An 18,572-nucleotide genomic window follows, 5' to 3' on the forward strand; every position below is an offset into this window, starting at 1 on the left:
ATAAAATAAAATTCCCCAAAAAGGGGAACTATTATAAATTCTTCTTTTGTAACCAATCAAACAGAATTTGATTGAATGCTTCTGGATGCTCCATCATGGCAGCGTGCCCACATTTGTCAATCCAAAATAACTCTGAATTTGGTAATAATTTATCAAATTCTTCGGCTACATTTGGAGGTGTTACTTTGTCATTTCTACCCCAAATAATACACGTAGGTGTAGTCATTTTTGGTAAATCTTTTGCCATATTATGACGAATAGCACTCTTTGCAATGGTTAAAGTTTTAATCAACTTAATTCTATCGTTAACGGTTGCAAAAACTTCATCAACAATTTCTTTTGTTGCTATTTCTGGATTATAAAAAACGTCTTCGGCTTTCTTTTTAATGTATTCATAATCACCACGTTTTGGATAACTTTCACCCATTCCGCTTTCATATAAACCTGAGCTTCCTGTAATTACTAATGCTTTTACAAGTTCAGGATACATTTTAGTAAAATACAATCCAATGTGTCCGCCTAACGAATTTCCTACAAGAATTACTTGGTCAAATCCTTTATGAGCCACGAAATCTTTGACAAATTTTGAAAAAGCTTTAACATTGGTTTTTAGAATGTTTTGCGTGTAAATCGGTAATTCTGGAATCACCACTTTGTATCCTTTAGGAGGAAAAAAATTAGCCACACCATCAAAATTACTTAGTCCGCCCATTAAACCATGAAGAATGATTATTGGGGTTCCTTCGCCAGCTTCAAAATAGGTGTATTTTTTTTCTTTTCTTAACATAAATTCCACTTAAGGTATTAGTTCTAATGATTGACAAATATACTATTTTATTGAAGAAAGTAAAGAAAAATTTAACAGAGATATTTTTAAACTTTTACAGCTTCTAAAATGTTAGTTATCAACAATTTTCAAGCTTTTTATTCAAGAAATGGCCAATTTTTTTTGGTTTGTTTTTCTAGAACAATTCTTCTAAAATCTTTGTTTTTGCAAATAAACTTTTGTTAAAAGTGGGAATTTTAGTTTTTACATCCAAAAACTTATTAACAAAGTGGTAGTTTGTGGTAGAAAGTGGTAAAATTTTTCTAAATTTGTCCTTATTCTAATCGAAATAAAAAATTGAAAACATTAATCGGAACATACGAATGTAAAGTAGATGCCAAAGGAAGGCTGATGCTGCCTACGTCGCTAAAGAAACAATTGGTTTCTTTGGAGGAAGGTTTCGTGTTAAAGCGTTCCGTTTTTCAACCTTGTTTGGAGTTGTTTCCAATGAGTGAGTGGAATAAAATGATGTTGAAAATCAACAAGCTAAATCGTTTTGTAAAAAAGAACAACGATTTTATTAGAAGATTTACGGCAGGAGTTAAAATGGTAGAGATTGATGCAACAGGAAGACTTTTGATTCCAAAAGATTTAGTGGTTTTTGCTCAAATTGATAAAGATATTGTATTGAATTCAGCAATTAATATCATCGAAATTTGGGATAAAGACAAATATGAAAATGCGATTGAAAACGCTATGGATGATTTCGCAGATTTAGCAGAAGAAGTAATGGGTAATTTAAATGACGACGAAGATGGAATATCATAATCCGGTATTGTTAAAAGAAACGGTTGATGGATTGAATATTCGTCCTGATGGAGTGTATGTGGATGTTACTTTTGGCGGCGGCGGACATTCGAGAGAAATTATGAGTCGTTTGGGTGAAAACGGAAAACTATTCGCTTTTGATCAAGATTTGGATGCTTTGAAAAACGCTATTGACGATGAGCGATTTACTTTAATTAATGAAAATTTTAGATTCATAAAACGATTTTTACGTTTCCACGGAATCAAGCAAGTGGATGGAATTTTAGCTGATTTAGGCGTTTCATCACATCAATTTGATGTCGCTGAAAGAGGTTTTTCAACTCGTTTTGATGCGGAATTGGATATGCGAATGAATCAAAAAGGTGATATCAGTGCCTATCACGTAGTAAATGAATATGATGAGCAAGAAATTTCTCGTGTATTGTTCAATTATGGCGAATTAAAAAATGCTAGAGCGATGGCTAACGTAATTGTTACTGCCAGAAAAGATAAAGAAATTAAGAATTCTGAACAACTAAAACAAATATTGGCTAAGTTTTTACCAGGACACAAAAGCAATAAAATTTTAGCGCAAATCTATCAAGCTATTCGTATTGAAGTGAATCAAGAAATGGAAGTTTTGAAAGAATTTTTAGAGCAATCATTAGAGATTTTGAAGCCTGGTGGAAGATTGAGTGTGATTTCTTACCATTCATTAGAAGATAGATTGGTTAAACGTTTTGTGAAAAACGGCATGTTTGAAGGAGAACCAGAACGTGATTTCTTTGGAAATTTTGAAGTCCCTTTTAAAACCATTGAGAAATTAATAGTTCCATCTGAAGAGGAAATCGCAATCAATAATAGAGCTAGAAGTGCAAAATTAAGAGTAGCAGAAAAGATTTAACGATATGAAAAACGGAGTTTACAGTTTATTAAAAGCCAAATTTCTTATTAGTGATGACGCTCTTAAGAACTGGAAATTTATAGTTTTTTTAGTGATTTTAGGAATGATTATGATTGCTAATAATCACCAATACGATGCTAAAAATTATAGAATTACCGAATTAACTAATCAAGTAAAAGAATTGCGCTCCGAATTTGTTGACCGCCGTTCTGAATTGATGAAGTTAAAAATGGAATCTACGGTGGCAAAAAAAATGGAAGCACGCCAAATTCTACCATCAGAAGTTCCTCCCGTTAAAATAGTAGTTGAAAGTAAAAAAGATAAAAAAAGTTTTTGGGACAAATTGAAAATATGGCAATAGAAGATAAAAAAATATCGTATCGCATGTATTTTGTAGCCTTCATGTTTTTCATGATGGCAGTTTTTGTTTTGATTAAACTAAATAATATTCAATGGGTTGAAGGGAAATATTACCGCAAGTTAGGAAACGAAAGAACGGTTAAAAATTTTCCAATTCCAGCCAATAAAGGAAACGTGTATTCTGCAGACGGTAGCTTGTTAGCAACTTCAATTCCAGAATATGCGATTTATTTTGATGCCGTGGCGCCGTCTGATGAAAATTTCAAAGAAAATGTAGAAGCACTTTCCGATTCATTATCAGTGATGTTTGGAAAATCAGCTGGACATTATCAGGCAAAATTGCAAAAAGCTAGAGCCAATAAAAGTCGCTACGTTTTCTTAGCAAAAAAATTGAGCTATACTGAGCAAATGCGTTTAAAAACATTTCCGTTATTTAATAAAGGGGCTAACAAAGGTGGTTTAATCATCGAACAAAAAATTGTGAGAGAACATCCAATTGGTTTAGTTGCAAAAAGAACCATCGGTTACGAACGTTCAAACGAAGATGGAAAAGGTTTAGAATATGCTTTTCGCGATTATTTGAATGGGAAAAACGGACATCGTATGATGCAAAAAATCGCTAAAAATCAATGGAAACCTATTAGCGACATCAACGAAAAAGAGCCACAAGATGGTTATGATATTATTTCAACAATTGATGTTTACATTCAAGATATTGCACATCATGCCTTATTGAAACAATTAGAATATTATAGCGCAGATCACGGTTGTGTGGTAGTAATGGAAACAAAAACAGGACACATTAAAGCGATTTCAAATTTAGGAAGAGCAGATGATGGTTCGTATTATGAAACACAAAATTATGCTATTGCTGAGTCTCATGAGCCAGGTTCAACGTTCAAATTAGTAGATTTAATTGCTGTTTTAGACGATAAAAAAGCAGATACAAGTACCGTTTATGATTCAAATGGCGGAGAAATTCAATATTATGGACGAAGAGTAAGAGATTCACATAAAGGAGGTTACGGAAAAATTTCGTTAGCAAGAGGTTTTGAAGTGTCATCCAATACCATTTTAGTACAATCGGTTTATGAGAGTTATAAAAATAATCCAAAGCAATTTACTGACAGAATCAACAGCTATGGATTAAATAAACCCTTAGGATTACCAATAAAAGGCGAAGGAATTCCAGTTATTCCTCAACCAGGAACAAATCGTTGGTCTGGTGTAGCATTGCCTTGGATGGCTTTTGGTTATGGATTATCAGTAACACCATTGCAAACATTGACTTTGTATAATGCGGTTGCGAATGATGGAGTGATGGTTAAGCCAATTTTTGTCAGCGAAATTAAAGAATGGAACAAAACCATCAAAAAGTACAATACAGAAGTAATTAATCCAAAAATTTGTTCGCAAGACGCTTTAAATAAAGTGCAAGCAGTTTTGGAAAATGTAGTAAAAAGAGGAACTGGTTCTAAATTGTATTCTAAAGATTTTTCAATGGCAGGAAAAACAGGAACTGCTCAGGTAAATTATAAAGACAAATCAAAATTATATTACGCTTCTTCATTTGTGGGTTATTTTCCTGCAAACGAACCAAAATATTCATGCATTGTGGTAGTACATAAACCAAATGTCGCTGCGGGATATTATGGTGCGGATGTTGCTGGACCCGTTTTTAAAAGAATTGCTCAAAAAATATTCACCGATTCACCATCAACTAATCATGTAAAAAATATTGATGCCAAAGTAGTTTCGCAAGAGTCGGATTATTCAAACTATTATAAAAAAGTTGAAAAAGAGGAACGAATTGTTCCAAATGTAAAAGGAATGAGCGGAATGGACGCTGTTGCATTATTAGAAAACTTAGGATTAAAAGTAAAAGTTATTGGTGCTGGAAAAGTGAAAAAACAATCTCTTACATCTGGACAAGCTTTTAACAAAAATCAAACAATCATAATCGAATTATCGTGAAGCAATTAAAAGACATATTATATAAAGTAGGAATTGAAGCAGTTCATGGCGCTACAGATATTACTATTTCAAAAATTGAATTTGATTCGAGAAAAATTGAATTGAACGATGTTTTTGTGGCAATCAGAGGAACACTTTCTGATGGTCATGATTATATTGAAAAAGCTTTAAGTTTAGGTGCTGTTGCTATAATTTGTGAAGAATTTCCTAGTGTAATTGTAAACGGCGTTACTTACATCAAAGTAAAAGATTCTAACGAAGCTCTGGCTTTTTTAGCAGCAAATTATTTCGATAATCCTTCCGAAAATATAAAATTAGTTGGTGTTACAGGAACTAATGGTAAAACAACGATAGCTTCTTTATTATACCAATTGTTCAAAAAAGCAGGATATAAAGTAGGATTGTTATCTACCGTAAAAATTATGGTTGATGCCGAAGAATTCAAGGCAACTCACACTACTCCAGATTCATTGACGCTGAATTTTTATTTAGATCAAATGATTCAAGAAGGTTGCGAATTTTGTTTTATGGAAGTTTCTTCGCACGGTGTTCATCAAAAACGTACGGAAGCCTTGCATTTCACAGGTGGCGTTTTCACTAATTTATCACACGATCATTTAGATTACCACAATACGTTTGCTGAATATCGTGATGTAAAAAAATCGTTTTTCGATAATTTACCAAAAGCTGCATTTGCAATTACCAATATCGATGACAAAAACGGATTGGTAATGCTTCAAAATACAAAAGCTAAGAAATTGACTTACGCATTAAAATCGTATGCTGATTACAAAGCGCAAATTTTAGAAAACCAATTATCAGGATTGTTGTTAAAAATCAATGATAACGAAGTTTGGGTAAAATTAATAGGTTCGTTCAATGCTTATAATTTACTAGCCATTTATGGTGTAGCTGTCGAATTAGGAATCGAAAACATGGAAGCGTTGCGTTTACTTTCTGAATTGGAAAGTGTTTCAGGACGATTTCAATTTATTGTTTCCGATACAAAAATCACGGCAATTGTAGATTATGCACACACGCCTGATGCCTTGGAAAATGTATTAAATACCATTGAAGATATTCGCACTAAAAACGAACAATTAATAACAGTTGTAGGTTGTGGTGGCGATAGAGATAAAACGAAAAGACCAATTATGGCAAACATCGCTTCATCAATGAGCGATAAAGCCATTTTTACGTCAGATAATCCAAGAACTGAAAACCCAGAAACCATCATTGAAGAAATGGAAAAAGGGGTTGAACCTCAAAATTTCAAAAAAACAGTTTCAATTTTAGATAGAAAGCAGGCTATTAAAACTGCTTGTCAATTGGCAAATCCAAATGATATTATTCTTATTGCTGGAAAAGGCCACGAAACGTATCAAGAAGTTAACGGAGTGCGTCATGATTTTGACGATTTACAAATAGTAACCGAGTTATTACAGCAATTAAACAAATAAAAGAGTAGCATTAAAGTTTTCTAGAGCCAACTTTTAAACTTTTAAACTCATAAACTTTTAAACTGATTATATGTTATACTACATCTTTCAATACTTAGACAAAGCCTTTGATGTTCCTGGAGCAGGAGTGTTTCAATACATTACTTTTCGCTCGGCATTAGCTTTTATATTGTCGTTGTTAATTGCAACAATTTACGGTAAAAAAATCATCAATTATTTGAGAAATCAACAAGTAGGTGAAACCGTTCGTGAGCTAGGTTTAGAAGGTCAAACGGCAAAAGCAGGAACACCAACAATGGGTGGAATTATCATCATTTTAGCCACTTTAATTCCGGTTTTGTTATTAGCGAAGTTGAATAATATTTATATCATTTTATTGATTATGACTACGCTTTGGATGGGAACTATCGGTTTTATTGATGATTATATTAAAATTTTTAAGAAAGATAAGCAAGGTTTAAAAGGAATTTTCAAAGTAATTGGGCAAGTTGGTTTAGGTTTAATTGTAGGAACAGTTTTGTATTTGAGTCCAGATGTAACCGTTCGTAAAGATACTTTAACATCACGAGTAAAAATTGAAAACAATATCAAACCTGCCGATTTAGAAGAAAAATCGACAGCAACTACAATTCCATTTTTCAAAAATAACGAATTCGATTATGCTGAAGTATTGTCGTTCATGGGCGATGATTATAAAGATTACGCTTGGTTGATTTTTATTCCAATGGTAATTTTAATCATCACAGCAGTTTCAAACGGTGCCAATCTTACGGATGGTATTGACGGTTTAGCCGCTGGAACATCCGCAATTTCTGTACTAACACTCGGATTATTCACTTTTGTTTCGGGAAATATCATTTTTTCTGATTATTTGAACATCATGTACATCCCAAATTCGGGTGAAATGACGGTTTACATCGCCGCTTTTGTTGGAGCGTTGGTTGGCTTTTTGTGGTACAATGCTTATCCAGCATCTGTATTTATGGGAGATACCGGAAGTTTAACAATTGGTGGAATCATCGCTGTAATTGCAATTTCTATTCGTAAAGAATTATTAATTCCAGTTATCTGCGGCATTTTCTTAGCCGAAAATTTATCCGTAATGATACAAGTGAGTTATTTCAAATACACTAAAAAGAAGTATGGCGAAGGAAGACGAATTTTTCTAATGTCGCCTTTGCACCACCATTATCAGAAAAAAGGCTATCACGAAAGCAGAATTGTAACTCGCTTTTGGATTGTTGGAATTCTATTGGCGATTTTCTCACTCGTTTCTTTAAAATTAAGATAAGATGCGACTGGTAGTTTTAGGCGGAGGCGAAAGTGGAGTAGGAACCGCCATTTTAGGAAAGAAAAAAGGATACGATGTTTTTGTGTCGGATTTTGGAAAAATAAAAGAAAATTATAAAGAAGTTCTTACTATTAATGGAATCGCTTGGGAAGATGAAAAGCACACAGAAGAATTCATTCTAAATGCTGATGTAGTAATGAAAAGTCCAGGAATTCCCGATAAAGCTCCCATCGTAAAAAAACTAATCGAAAAAGGAATTTCGGTTATTTCTGAAATCGAGTTTGCCATTCAGTTTACCGATGCAACAACAGTTGGAATTACAGGAAGCAATGGAAAAACAACCACAACACTTTTAACCTATCATTTGTTAAAACAAGGAGGTTTAAATGTAGGATTAGCAGGAAATATTGGAAAAAGCTTCGCTTGGCAAGTAGCCGAAAACAAGCACGATATTTATGTATTGGAGTTGAGTAGTTTTCAGTTGGACGGAATTATAAACTATAAGCCACACATTGCGATTATTACAAACATTAGTCCAGATCATTTAGACAGATACAATTACGATTATAATTTATACATCGATTCCAAATTTAGAATTACAAAAAATCAAACAGAAGCCGATTATTTGATTTATGATAATGAAGACGAAGCGATTCAAAATTGGTTAAAAAATAATGCGATTAAAGCCCATAAAGTTCCTTTTTCGCTGGTAACAAAACCAGAAAACGAAGGAGGATTTTTAGAAGAAAACAACATGAATACCACAATTAAAAACGACACATTTACTATGCCAATCAACGAACTTGCATTAGAGGGAAAACACAACATAAAAAACGCAATGGCAGCAACTGCTGTAGCGCAATTGTTGAATATTAGAAAACAAACCATTAGAGAAAGTTTGACAAATTTCCAAGGTGCTGAACACCGATTAGAAAAGGTATTGAAAATTCAAGGGGTGCAATACATCAACGATTCTAAGGCTACAAACGTAAATTCGGTTTTTTATGCTTTGGACAGTATGACAACGCCAACCGTTTGGATTGTGGGTGGTGTAGATAAAGGAAACGATTATGATGAGCTAATGCCGTTAGTTCGTGAAAAAGTTAAAGCAATTGTTTGTTTAGGTGTTGATAATACAAAAATCAGCAACGCTTTCAATAATGTAGTTGATATTATGGTGGAAACCACATCAATGGCAGAAGCCGTTCAAATAGCACAACGTTTAGCTGAAAAAGGAGATACTGTTTTGTTGTCGCCAGCATGTGCAAGTTTTGATTTGTTTGAAAACTACGAAGACAGAGGAAAACAATTCAAACAAGCTATATATAATTTGTAAAGTCTATTGTTAACTATATAAAATGCAATAACTAAACACAATCTAGGAAATAAAACTATGTTCCTATGTGTTTCAAAAAAAATAAGAAATGTTCGATATCATTGGTAAAATAAGAGGAGATAAAACCATTTGGGCCATAGTTTTTCTATTGGCACTTATCTCGTTTTTGCCAGTATATAGCGCAAGTACCAACTTGGTTTACGTCATCGGAAAAGGGACTACCATTGGGTATTTGTTTAAACATTTTGTGCATGTAATGTTGGGTTTTATGATTATTTATTTTGTGCATAAAACACCTTATCATTACTTTAAGGCACTTTCTATTTTCGGAATTCCGTTAGTGATTTTACTCTTGGTGTATACCTTGTTTAAAGGAACGGTCATTGGTGGTGCAAATGCAAGTCGTTGGATTCAAATACCTTTTGTGGGAATCAGTTTTCAAACATCAACACTTGCTTTTATTGTATTAATGATATACGTTGCGCGTTATTTATCCAAAGTAAGTGATAAAGAATATTCGTTCAAAGATTCGTTATTAGAATTATGGGCTCCTGTTTTTGCTGTTTTAGCATTAGTGCTTCCAGCAAACTTTTCAACAACAGCTCTGATTTTTTCAATGGTATGTATGTTGGTTTTCATTGGTCAATATCCTATGCGATATCTCGGAATTATTATTGGGGCAGGAATTGTTAGTTTGACTATGTTTGTTTTAGTAGCAAAAGCTTTTCCAGATGCAATGCCCAATCGTGTAGATACTTGGATGAATCGTGTAGATAGTTTTTTTGATGACAAGCCAAACGAAGATGATTACCAAATTGAAAAAGCAAAAATTGCCATCGCATCTGGAAAAGTGTACGGATTAGGACCAGGAAAAAGCGTGCAGAAAAACTTCTTACCACAATCTTCATCTGATTTTATTTTCGCAATTATTGTGGAAGAATATGGATTAATAGGTGCAGTAGGAATTCTGTTTTTGTACTTGTTGTTATTTGTTCGATTCATTATTGATGCACAAAAAGCAACGACATTATTTGGAAAACTTTTAATCATCGGACTCGGATTCCCAATTATATTTCAAGCCTTAATTAATATGGGGGTTGCTGTAGAATTACTTCCCGTGACAGGACAACCGTTGCCTTTGATTAGTAGTGGAGGAACTTCAATTTGGATGACCTGTATCGCTATTGGGATTATTTTAAGTGTAACGAAAAAAGAAGAAGAAGTAGCGTTAGATTTAGAAGAAAAACGCAAACGTGATGAAGCTTTGCAACAAATTATTGATGCACAAGTGGCATTAAATGAAGAAAAAGAAAGCGATGAAAATCAGCAAAAAATAAACGATATCAAAAGTTCAATCCGAGAATCATTACTAGAAGATGAAAACGGAGATGTGTTAGTAAACGGACAAAATCCGATGAACGCTGTTTTAAATAAAAGATAAATGAAAAATCCAAGATTCATAATTAGCGGAGGTGGAACAGGCGGACATATTTATCCAGCAGTTGCTATTGCAAACGAATTAAAATCTCGTTTTCCAGCCGCTGAGTTTCTTTTTGTAGGTGCCAAAGATAAAATGGAAATGCAAAAAGTGCCTCATGCAGGTTATGCTATCAAAGGATTGTGGATTTCAGGTATTCAACGAAGAATTACTTTTAACAACGCAATGTTTCCATTGAAATTAGCTTCAAGCATGTGGAATTCATTCAAAATTATAAAAAGTTTTAAACCCGATGTAGTTATTGGAACTGGTGGTTTTGCGAGTGGAGCGGTTTTACGAGCGGCATCTATGTTGAACATTCCAACAGTAATTCAAGAGCAAAATTCATATCCTGGAATTACCAATAAATTATTAGCAAAAAGAGCACATAAAATTTGTGTAGCTTACGAAAATTTGGAACGATTTTTTCCAAAAGATAAAATGATTTTAACAGGAAATCCAGTGCGTCAAGATTTAATTGAAGCTGCTGATAAAAAGGAAGCAATTGCCTATTTTAATTTAGACGCGAATAAAAAAACATTACTAGTTTTAGGCGGAAGTTTAGGTGCTAGAAGAATCAATCAATTAATTGAAAAAGAGTTGGATTTTTTACTGAGCCAAAACATTCAAATTATTTGGCAATGCGGAAAATTATATTTCGACGAATATAAAAAGTATAACGATAAAAGCCCCTCTGTTGGAGGGGTTGGGGAGGCTGTTCAAGTGGTAGCTTTTATTGATAGAATGGATTTGGTTTATGCAGCTGCCGATGTTGTAATTTCACGTTCAGGAGCATCATCTGTTTCGGAATTGTGTATTGTGGGAAAACCAACAATTTTTATTCCATCACCAAACGTAGCTGAAGATCATCAAACTAAAAACGCTAAAGCAATTTCAGATAAAAACGGAGCCATTTTAATCAAAGAATCTGAATTGAATGAAAATTTTGAAAGAATATTTTCCGATTTAATTTCTAACGAAAACAAACAATCTGAATTAAGTCAAAGCATAAAAAAATTAGCAAAACCAAATGCAACTAAAGATATTGTTGAAGAGATAATAAAACTAATCAATTAAACAAATTAACAGTTAAACAATTTAACTAAAAAAATGAATCTAAATCAAATACATAACGTTTATTTCATCGGCATCGGAGGCATCGGAATGAGTGCTCTTGCTCGCTATTTTCAATACATTGGAAAAAAAGTAGTGGGTTATGACAAAACACCAACGCAATTAACTGATGAATTACAAGCTATCGGTTTAGAAATTCATTTTGAAGACAATATTCATTTAATTCCTGAAGATTTTTATGTAGAAAACACGTTGGTAATTGTTACGCCAGCGGTTCCAGTTTCACATTCCGAATGGAATTATTTTATAGAAAGAGAATACAATATAAAAAAACGTGCGGAAGTTTTAGGAATCATTACAAAAGACACGTATTGTTTCGCTGTTGCAGGAACACATGGTAAAACAACAACATCAAGCATTTTAGGTCATGTTTTATACGAAAGTGGTGTAGATGTAACGGCATTTTTAGGCGGAATTGTCGAAAATTATAATTCTAATTTAATCGGTTCAGGAAAAACAGTTACGGTGGTGGAAGCGGATGAATTTGATCGTTCGTTTTTGCATTTGCATCCAAATGTTTCTTGCGTAACTTCAATGGACGCTGACCATTTAGATATTTATGGTGATGCCGCAAGTATTGAAGAATCATTCAGAGAATTCGCAGCCAAAACACCAAGCGAAAATTTATACGTAATTAAAGGATTACCATTAGAAGGGAATACTATCGGAGTTAACAATGACGCTGATTTTTCAGCTCAAAATATCCGAATTGAAAATGGGTTTTATGTGTTTGATGTTAAAACACCAAATGAAGTAGTGCAAAATGTAAAATTTGGTTTGCCAGGACATCATAATCTAACCAATGCATTATTAGCTTTTGCGATGGCGAAATCGTATGGTGTTTCCAATGAAAAAATTAGTGCAGCTTTAGCAAGTTTTAAAGGAGTTCGTCGACGATTTTCATTTCAAATTAGAGAAGAAAAATTGGTTTATATTGATGATTATGCGCATCATCCAACCGAAATTAACGCAGTGCATCAGGCGGTAAGAGAATTATATCCTGGTAAAAAAATTATTGCAGCATTTCAACCCCATTTGTTCAGCAGAACGAAAGATTTTGTCGATGGTTTTGCTGAAAGTTTAAGCAAGTTTGACGAAATTTTATTGATGGAAATTTATCCTGCTCGCGAGCTGCCAATGGAAGGGGTAAATTCGACTTGGTTATTGAGTAAAATTGATAATCCAAATAAAAAATTAGTAAACAAGGACCAGTTGTTCACTTCTTTTGAAAATTCAGATGCCGAGGTGTTCATAACTATTGGTGCGGGCGACATTGGTGAGCTTGTAAAAGATCTAAAAAAAGCGCTTCATGAAAAAAATTAATTGGCATACTATTCGATTGGTGTTAATCATTTTTGTAATGATTTTCCTTTATTCTTTCTCATCAAAGAGGAATAGTGAACGTAAAATCAGTAAGATAGACATCAAATTTGAGTCAAATGAAAATATGTTTTTAACACATGAAATGGTTAATAACTTGTTAATACAAAAATTGGGAGGGACATCATCAATTCAAAAAGATAAATTAGATTTGAATACTTTAGAAACTGTTCTCGATGATCACGAGATGATTGAAAAAGCACAAGTTTTTTCAACAATAGACGGGCTTCTAAATACGCGTATTACTCAAAAGACCCCAATCGTAAGAGTTATTACTGATAATGATAGTTATTATCTTGATTCTAAAGGTGATAGAATGTCGTTGTCACAAAATTTTTCGGCACGAGTTCCGCTAGTATCTGGCGAAATTAGTATAGGAAACGAAAAACCCTATTTGTTGTTATTTAATGAAATCAAAAAAGACGATTTCTTAAGTAAAAACATTACAGGTGCACAAATTATGCCTTCTGGTAATGTGGTGTTGACCAACAGAAGTTATGATTATAAAATAGCATTTGGGAAACCAATAAATGTTGAAAAAAAGCTCAAGAATTACAAAGCATTTTTTCAACATGCTATAAAAGATACATTGATTAAAAGTTATAAAGAGGTAAACGTGATGTTTACACAACAAGTGGTTTGTAAGAAATAGTTAGCGTTATGAACAAAGACAACATTGCAGTAGGATTAGATATTGGTACAACCAAAATTGTAGCAATGATAGGGAAGAAGAATGAATACGGTAAGCTAGAAATCCTAGGAGTAGGAAAATCTAAAAGCTTAGGTGTTCATAGAGGTGTTGTAAATAATATTACACAAACCATACAATCAATTCAGCAAGCAGTTGCAGAAGCTGAAAACGATTCAGGTTATAAAATAAACGATGTAGTGGTGGGCATTGCGGGACAACATATTCGTAGTATTCAGCACAGTGATTATGTAAGTCGTCCAAAAGCAGAAGAAGTAATTGGAGATGCTGATATAGACGCTTTAATTGGTCAAGTGCATAAATTAGCCATGTTGCCAGGTGAAGAAATTATTCACGTGTTGCCACAAGAGTTTAAAATTGACGGTCAAGCCGAAATTAAGGAACCAATCGGAATGTACGGTGGAAGATTAGAATCAAGTTTTCACGTGGTTGTAGGTCAAGCTGCATCGATTCGTAATTTAGGAAGATGTGTTAAAAGCGCCGGATTAGAATTGTCGGGATTAACTTTAGAACCATTAGCATCAGCTGATGCAGTATTAAGTCAGGAAGAAAAAGAAGCAGGAGTTGCTTTGATAGATATAGGTGGTGGAACAACAGATTTAGCCATTTTTAAAGATGGAATCATTCGTCATACGGCAGTTATTCCTTTTGGAGGGAACGTTATTACAGAAGATATTAAAGAAGGTTGTTCAATCATCGAAAAACAAGCCGAGTTGTTAAAAACTCGATTTGGTTCCGCTTGGCCAGGAGAAAATAAAGACAACGAAATTGTTTCTATTCCAGGTTTAAGAGGCAGAGAACCAAAAGAAATTTCGCTAAAAAACTTGTCAAAAATTATTCATGCTAGAGTTGTGGAAATTATTGAGCAAGTATATGCGGAAGTAAAATTATATGGACACGAAGATCCTAAGAAAAAATTAATTGCAGGTATTGTTTTAACAGGTGGTGGAGCACAATTGCAACACATTAAACAACTGGTAGAATACATCACAGGAATGGATACCAGAATTGGTTATCCAAACGAGCATTTAGCAGGAGATTCAGATGAGGAATTGTCAAGTCCATTATATGCAACAGCGGTTGGTTTAGTGATGAATAGTATTAGAAATAATACGAAAAGTGCTACACCATTCGTAGAAATGAAAAAAGATGAGCCACTAGTTGTTCATACTCAAGTTGTGATTGAAGAGCCAGCTGTTGAGGAAGAAAAAGAGATGCCAAAAGCAACTCAACCAACTAAATCTGAAACAACGGATGATAGAATCAAACGTTCGTTTTTTGATAAGTATATAGATAAGATTAAAGAATTTTTAGATAACGCAGAATAAAAGAAGATACTATGTCAGAATTTGGAAACATTTCATTCGATTTACCTAAAAACCAATCTAACGTAATTAAAGTAATTGGCGTTGGAGGTGGAGGTAGTAATGCCATAAACCACATGTTTAAGCAAGGCATTAAAGGTGTTGATTTTATAGTTTGTAATACTGATTCTCAGGCATTGCAAAATAGTCCAGTACCCAATAAAATTCAGTTAGGTGTTAACCTTACTGAAGGATTAGGTGCGGGCGCAAATCCTGAAGTAGGTCAACAATCTGCAATTGAAAGTATTGCCGAAATTGAAAAAATGTTGGACAGCAATACTAAGATGGTTTTCATCACTGCAGGAATGGGTGGCGGAACTGGAACGGGTGCAGCTCCAGTAATCGCGCAGTTGGCAAAAGAGCGCGACATTTTAACAGTTGGTATTGTGACGATTCCTTTTCAATTTGAAGGAAAAGTTCGCTCTGAGCAAGCGTTAGCCGGAGTAGAACGTTTACGTAAACAAGTAGATTCTTTAGTTGTTATCAATAATAATAAATTACGTGAAGTATATGGAAACCTTGGTTTTAAAGCAGGTTTCTCTAAAGCAGATGAAGTATTAGCGACAGCATCTAGAGGAATTGCTGAAGTAATTACACACCACTACACACAAAATATTGACCTTAAAGATGCTAAAACCGTGTTGTCAAACAGCGGAACAGCTATTATGGGTTCTGCAACAGCGGCAGGAACAGATAGAGCAAAACAAGCTATTTCAAGCGCTTTAGATTCTCCATTATTGAATGATAATAAAATCACAGGTGCGAAAAACGTATTGCTATTAATCGTTTCTGGAACTGATGAAGCGAATGAAATTACAATTGATGAAATCGGAGAAATCAATGATTTCATTCAATCTGAAGCAGGTTACAATGCAAACATCATTATGGGTGTTGGTGAAGAAGAAGCTTTAGGTGAGGCAATTTCGGTAACGGTAATCGCTACTGGCTTTAACATCGAACAACAAGCTGAAATCGTTAATACGGAACCTAAGAAAATTATTCATTCTTTAGAAGATGAACAAAAAATTGTTCACGAATTGTTGAATAAAACCATTGCGAGTCTTCCAGTTAACGAGCCTATTTTTGAAACACCAATTGAAACAGAAGTAAAATCGGATATCATTAATCCAATTTGTGATGAAGTAGTAGAACAAAAAGTAGTTTTTACTTTAGAAGAAGAAGTAGAAGAACCAGTTTTTGAAATTCATACTCCTGTTGCAACTATTGATTTAGTGCCTACAACAGATTTTTTAAAAAATATTGATGTAACTTTTGAAGTAGTAACTGCACCAGCACAAACTAGATTCGAAATTATTACGCCTCAAATTAGAGAAATTGAAGTAAAAGATCCTGAGTTTGTTGTTGCTAAAGACGATTTCAGTTTTTCATTGGACTTATTTGAATCTAAAGTTGAGAACAAAGTAGAAAATACAATTGTTTTTGATTTAACAGAAGAAACACGTTCCATGGAGGTAAAAGATCCAATAAACGTAGTTCCTGTTACAGAAGTAAATCAAAATGGGATCATCAAATATTCGTTAGAAGATTATTTAGAAAAAGAAAACGAATTAGTTGCTTCTAAGCCAATTGAAGTTGTTGCTGAACCTGTTGACGAGGAGTTAAACTTCACAATGAAAAAAGAAGTTGAAAAATTAGAAAACAATATTCAGTTTGATGCCGTTTCTCCATTAGAAATGTCAATCGAAGAAACATTAAAATTCAGAGCTGAAGAACGCAAAAGAAAAATGAAAGATTTCAATCACAAATTCAACAATAGCAATGCACATATTGATGAAATTGAGAAAGAACCAGCTTATAAAAGAATGGGAATTGATGTAACATCAACACCAGTAAATAATAATCAATCTCGTATGTCATTAGGAATGGATAGTAACGACGATATTCAACTTCGTTCAAACAATTCATTTCTTCATGATAATGTGGATTAAATCTATAATAAACTAACCTACCCTATTAAACCCGAAGAGCAATTTTCGGGTTTTTTTAGTATCTTTGCACAGCGTTTTAAAATAATAAATCACAAACAACAATTGTTATATATGAGTTTAGAAGTAAAAATCATGGACCACATGAAGGAAGCCATGAAAGCAAAAGATACAGTAGCTTTAGAAGCATTAAGAGCAATTAAATCTGCAATTATTTTAGCAAAAACAGAAACAGGTGCAGCAGATGGTTTGTCAGAAGCTGACGAAATCAAAATGTTACAACGTTTGGTAAAAATGCGTAAGGATAGTGCTGAAATTTTTACAACACAAAACCGTCCTGATTTAGCTGAGCCAGAATTAGCACAAATAGCTGTTATTGAAAAATTTTTACCAGCACAGTTGTCAGAAGCCGAAGTTGAAACAATCGTTGCAAAAATCATAGCAGAAACAGGTGCTTCAGGTATTGCTTCTATGGGAAAAGTTATGGGGTTGGCTTCAGCACAAATTGGAGGTCAAGCAGAAGGAAAAGTTATTTCGGGAATCGTAAAGAAATTATTAGTTTAAAATAAGAAGGAAGAACAAAGATAAAAGAGAAAAGATTGAGGTCTTTATTCTTTCTTCTTTGTTCTATTTTGTTAAAAAAAAGGCTTCGTAGTTCAACTGGATAGAATATCAGATTTCGGCTCTGAGGGTTGGGGGTTCGAATCCCTTCGAGGTCACAAAAAAGCGTCAAGATTTCTTGGCGTTTTTTATTTCATAAAACACATTTTTTTACGTTATTTGTAAATATGATAAGCAGTCTAATCGCAATAAATTTTGAAAATAAGCCCGAACTAATTTTAGGGGACTACATTGGAATTTTTTTTCTGATAACACCATTAGCTGGATTGTTTTTGTTTTTCTCATTTTATGTGGTTGAAATCATTTATTTACGTAATTATAAAAAACCTTTGGTGGTTTTTGCAAATGTTAATTTTTATCAATTAAAAGATTCTCAAAAGCATTTATTGTCGCAAAATTTTCATTTTTATACACGATTAAAGCCTAAATACAAGCGTTATTTTGAACATCGAGTAGCCAATTTCATCAATACTTATGAGTTTGTGGGGAGAGACATCTCGATAACAGATGAAATGAAAGTTACTGTTGCCGGAACTGCAATTATGCTTACTTTTGGTATGAGAGATTATTTAAATCCATTATTCCAGCGAATTATCATTTTTCCAGATATTTATTATTCAGATCAAACAGAAAATTATCATAAAGGAGAATTTAATCCTAGATTAAAAAGCATTGTTTTTTCGTGGAAACATTTTAAAGAAGGCATTGAAATAACAAATGATAATTTGAATTTAGGATTACATGAATTTACCCATGCTTTTCACATACATTCCTTAAAAAGCGAAAAAGCCACCTCTGTTTTATTTAATGAATCGTTGCAGAATTTGTTTCGAGTAGTATCTAATCCGCAATTGAAAGAGCAGTTAATTTCATCTGGGTTTTTACGTGATTATGCTTATGAAAACCAATTTGAGTTTGTTGCGGTTTTATTGGAATACTTTTTTGAATCACCACAAGAATTTAAAACTAAATTCCCGTCTATTTTCTTGAAAGTCAAGCATATGATTAATTATAATGAAAATTATTTTATTTCATAATTAAGT

Annotated in this window: 16 protein-coding genes and 1 tRNA gene; 16 read left to right on the forward strand and 1 reads right to left on the reverse strand. The window is 33.4% G+C overall.

The genetic code is table 11. From position 1 onward, the window contains the following. Positions 1–31 precede the first annotated feature (31 nt). Entirely contained in the window at positions 32–787 is a 756-nt protein-coding gene (locus tag OLM52_RS13335; RefSeq protein WP_413614415.1) for an alpha/beta fold hydrolase, read from the reverse strand. A 336-nt stretch (positions 788–1,123) separates the two neighbouring features. On the opposite strand from OLM52_RS13335, the gene mraZ reads away from it, so the two are divergent. The 16 genes from mraZ to OLM52_RS13415 all read left to right on the forward strand — a co-directional run bounded on the left by mraZ (position 1,124) and on the right by OLM52_RS13415 (position 18,566). Next, on the forward strand, positions 1,124–1,594 hold the full coding sequence (gene mraZ, locus OLM52_RS13340; RefSeq protein ID WP_264548986.1) for a division/cell wall cluster transcriptional repressor MraZ: 471 nt from the start codon (positions 1,124–1,126) through the stop codon (positions 1,592–1,594). Further along, positions 1,569–2,477: a 16S rRNA (cytosine(1402)-N(4))-methyltransferase RsmH gene (gene rsmH, locus OLM52_RS13345; protein ID WP_264548987.1), complete on the forward strand. Its 909-nt coding sequence runs from the start codon at positions 1,569–1,571 to the stop codon at positions 2,475–2,477. The genes mraZ and rsmH overlap by 26 nt, the downstream gene beginning before the upstream one ends. 4 nt (positions 2,478–2,481) lie before the next feature. After that, the gene (locus tag OLM52_RS13350; protein WP_264548988.1) at positions 2,482–2,838 is read left to right on the forward strand and encodes an FtsL-like putative cell division protein; all 357 of its coding nucleotides are present in this window, start codon (positions 2,482–2,484) and stop codon (positions 2,836–2,838) included. Continuing rightward, complete coding sequence (locus tag OLM52_RS13355) at positions 2,829–4,811, forward strand: penicillin-binding protein (RefSeq protein ID WP_264548989.1); 1,983 nt, start codon at positions 2,829–2,831, stop codon at positions 4,809–4,811. Before OLM52_RS13350 ends, OLM52_RS13355 begins: the two co-directional genes overlap by 10 nt. After that, the gene (locus tag OLM52_RS13360; RefSeq protein ID WP_264548990.1) at positions 4,808–6,271 is read left to right on the forward strand and encodes a UDP-N-acetylmuramoyl-L-alanyl-D-glutamate--2,6-diaminopimelate ligase; all 1,464 of its coding nucleotides are present in this window, start codon (positions 4,808–4,810) and stop codon (positions 6,269–6,271) included. Before OLM52_RS13355 ends, OLM52_RS13360 begins: the two co-directional genes overlap by 4 nt. Positions 6,272–6,341: 70 nt before the next feature. After that, positions 6,342–7,562: a phospho-N-acetylmuramoyl-pentapeptide-transferase gene (gene mraY, locus OLM52_RS13365; RefSeq protein WP_264548991.1), complete on the forward strand. Its 1,221-nt coding sequence runs from the start codon at positions 6,342–6,344 to the stop codon at positions 7,560–7,562. A 1-nt stretch (position 7,563) separates the two neighbouring features. Beyond that, positions 7,564–8,898, forward strand: a complete 1,335-nt coding sequence (gene murD, locus OLM52_RS13370) for a UDP-N-acetylmuramoyl-L-alanine--D-glutamate ligase (RefSeq protein WP_264548992.1) — start codon at positions 7,564–7,566, stop codon at positions 8,896–8,898. 88 nt (positions 8,899–8,986) lie between these two features. Beyond that, positions 8,987–10,339: an FtsW/RodA/SpoVE family cell cycle protein gene (locus OLM52_RS13375; protein ID WP_264548993.1), complete on the forward strand. Its 1,353-nt coding sequence runs from the start codon at positions 8,987–8,989 to the stop codon at positions 10,337–10,339. Next, the gene (gene murG / locus OLM52_RS13380) at positions 10,340–11,452 is read left to right on the forward strand and encodes an undecaprenyldiphospho-muramoylpentapeptide beta-N-acetylglucosaminyltransferase (protein WP_264548994.1); all 1,113 of its coding nucleotides are present in this window, start codon (positions 10,340–10,342) and stop codon (positions 11,450–11,452) included. It abuts the gene before it with no gap. A gap of 33 nt (positions 11,453–11,485) precedes the next feature. Then, entirely contained in the window at positions 11,486–12,832 is a 1,347-nt protein-coding gene (gene murC, locus OLM52_RS13385; RefSeq protein ID WP_264548995.1) for a UDP-N-acetylmuramate--L-alanine ligase, read from the forward strand. After that, positions 12,819–13,541 carry a cell division protein FtsQ/DivIB gene (locus OLM52_RS13390; RefSeq protein ID WP_264548996.1) on the forward strand — a complete coding sequence of 241 codons (723 nt, stop codon included), beginning with the start codon at positions 12,819–12,821 and terminating at the stop codon, positions 13,539–13,541. The genes murC and OLM52_RS13390 overlap by 14 nt, the downstream gene beginning before the upstream one ends. 8 nt (positions 13,542–13,549) lie before the next feature. Continuing rightward, positions 13,550–14,926 carry a cell division protein FtsA gene (ftsA, locus tag OLM52_RS13395; protein WP_264548997.1) on the forward strand — a complete coding sequence of 459 codons (1,377 nt, stop codon included), beginning with the start codon at positions 13,550–13,552 and terminating at the stop codon, positions 14,924–14,926. An 11-nt stretch (positions 14,927–14,937) separates the two neighbouring features. Beyond that, positions 14,938–16,911: a cell division protein FtsZ gene (ftsZ, locus tag OLM52_RS13400; protein ID WP_264548998.1), complete on the forward strand. Its 1,974-nt coding sequence runs from the start codon at positions 14,938–14,940 to the stop codon at positions 16,909–16,911. A 111-nt stretch (positions 16,912–17,022) separates the two neighbouring features. After that, positions 17,023–17,472, forward strand: coding sequence for a GatB/YqeY domain-containing protein (locus OLM52_RS13405; RefSeq protein ID WP_264548999.1), 450 nt, complete (start codon positions 17,023–17,025; stop codon positions 17,470–17,472). Between the two features lie 81 nt (positions 17,473–17,553). Next, positions 17,554–17,627 (forward strand) — tRNA-Arg (locus OLM52_RS13410). A gap of 69 nt (positions 17,628–17,696) precedes the next feature. After that, positions 17,697–18,566 (forward strand): zinc-dependent peptidase, encoded by an 870-nt coding sequence (locus OLM52_RS13415; protein WP_264549000.1) that lies wholly within the window; start codon positions 17,697–17,699, stop codon positions 18,564–18,566. The last annotated feature ends 6 nt before the right edge of the window (positions 18,567–18,572 follow it).

This window comes from Flavobacterium sp. N2820 (assembly GCF_025947285.1).
Taxonomy (GTDB): Bacteria; Bacteroidota; Bacteroidia; order Flavobacteriales; family Flavobacteriaceae; genus Flavobacterium.

Bases quoted from the DNA above. Each gene is read 5' to 3' on its own strand.
- OLM52_RS13335 (WP_413614415.1), bottom strand. From the start codon at position 787: ATGTTAAGAAAAGAAAAAAAATACACCTATTTTGAAGCTGGCGAAGGA.
- rsmH (WP_264548987.1), top strand. From the start codon at position 1,569: ATGACGACGAAGATGGAATATCATAATCCGGTATTGTTAAAAGAAACG.
- OLM52_RS13350 (WP_264548988.1), top strand. From the start codon at position 2,482: ATGAAAAACGGAGTTTACAGTTTATTAAAAGCCAAATTTCTTATTAGT.
- OLM52_RS13355 (WP_264548989.1), top strand. From the start codon at position 2,829: ATGGCAATAGAAGATAAAAAAATATCGTATCGCATGTATTTTGTAGCC.
- mraY (WP_264548991.1), top strand. From the start codon at position 6,342: ATGTTATACTACATCTTTCAATACTTAGACAAAGCCTTTGATGTTCCT.
- murD (WP_264548992.1), top strand. From the start codon at position 7,564: ATGCGACTGGTAGTTTTAGGCGGAGGCGAAAGTGGAGTAGGAACCGCC.
- OLM52_RS13375 (WP_264548993.1), top strand. From the start codon at position 8,987: ATGTTCGATATCATTGGTAAAATAAGAGGAGATAAAACCATTTGGGCC.
- murG (WP_264548994.1), top strand. From the start codon at position 10,340: ATGAAAAATCCAAGATTCATAATTAGCGGAGGTGGAACAGGCGGACAT.
- murC (WP_264548995.1), top strand. From the start codon at position 11,486: ATGAATCTAAATCAAATACATAACGTTTATTTCATCGGCATCGGAGGC.
- OLM52_RS13390 (WP_264548996.1), top strand. From the start codon at position 12,819: ATGAAAAAAATTAATTGGCATACTATTCGATTGGTGTTAATCATTTTT.
- ftsA (WP_264548997.1), top strand. From the start codon at position 13,550: ATGAACAAAGACAACATTGCAGTAGGATTAGATATTGGTACAACCAAA.
- ftsZ (WP_264548998.1), top strand. From the start codon at position 14,938: ATGTCAGAATTTGGAAACATTTCATTCGATTTACCTAAAAACCAATCT.
- OLM52_RS13405 (WP_264548999.1), top strand. From the start codon at position 17,023: ATGAGTTTAGAAGTAAAAATCATGGACCACATGAAGGAAGCCATGAAA.
- OLM52_RS13415 (WP_264549000.1), top strand. From the start codon at position 17,697: ATGATAAGCAGTCTAATCGCAATAAATTTTGAAAATAAGCCCGAACTA.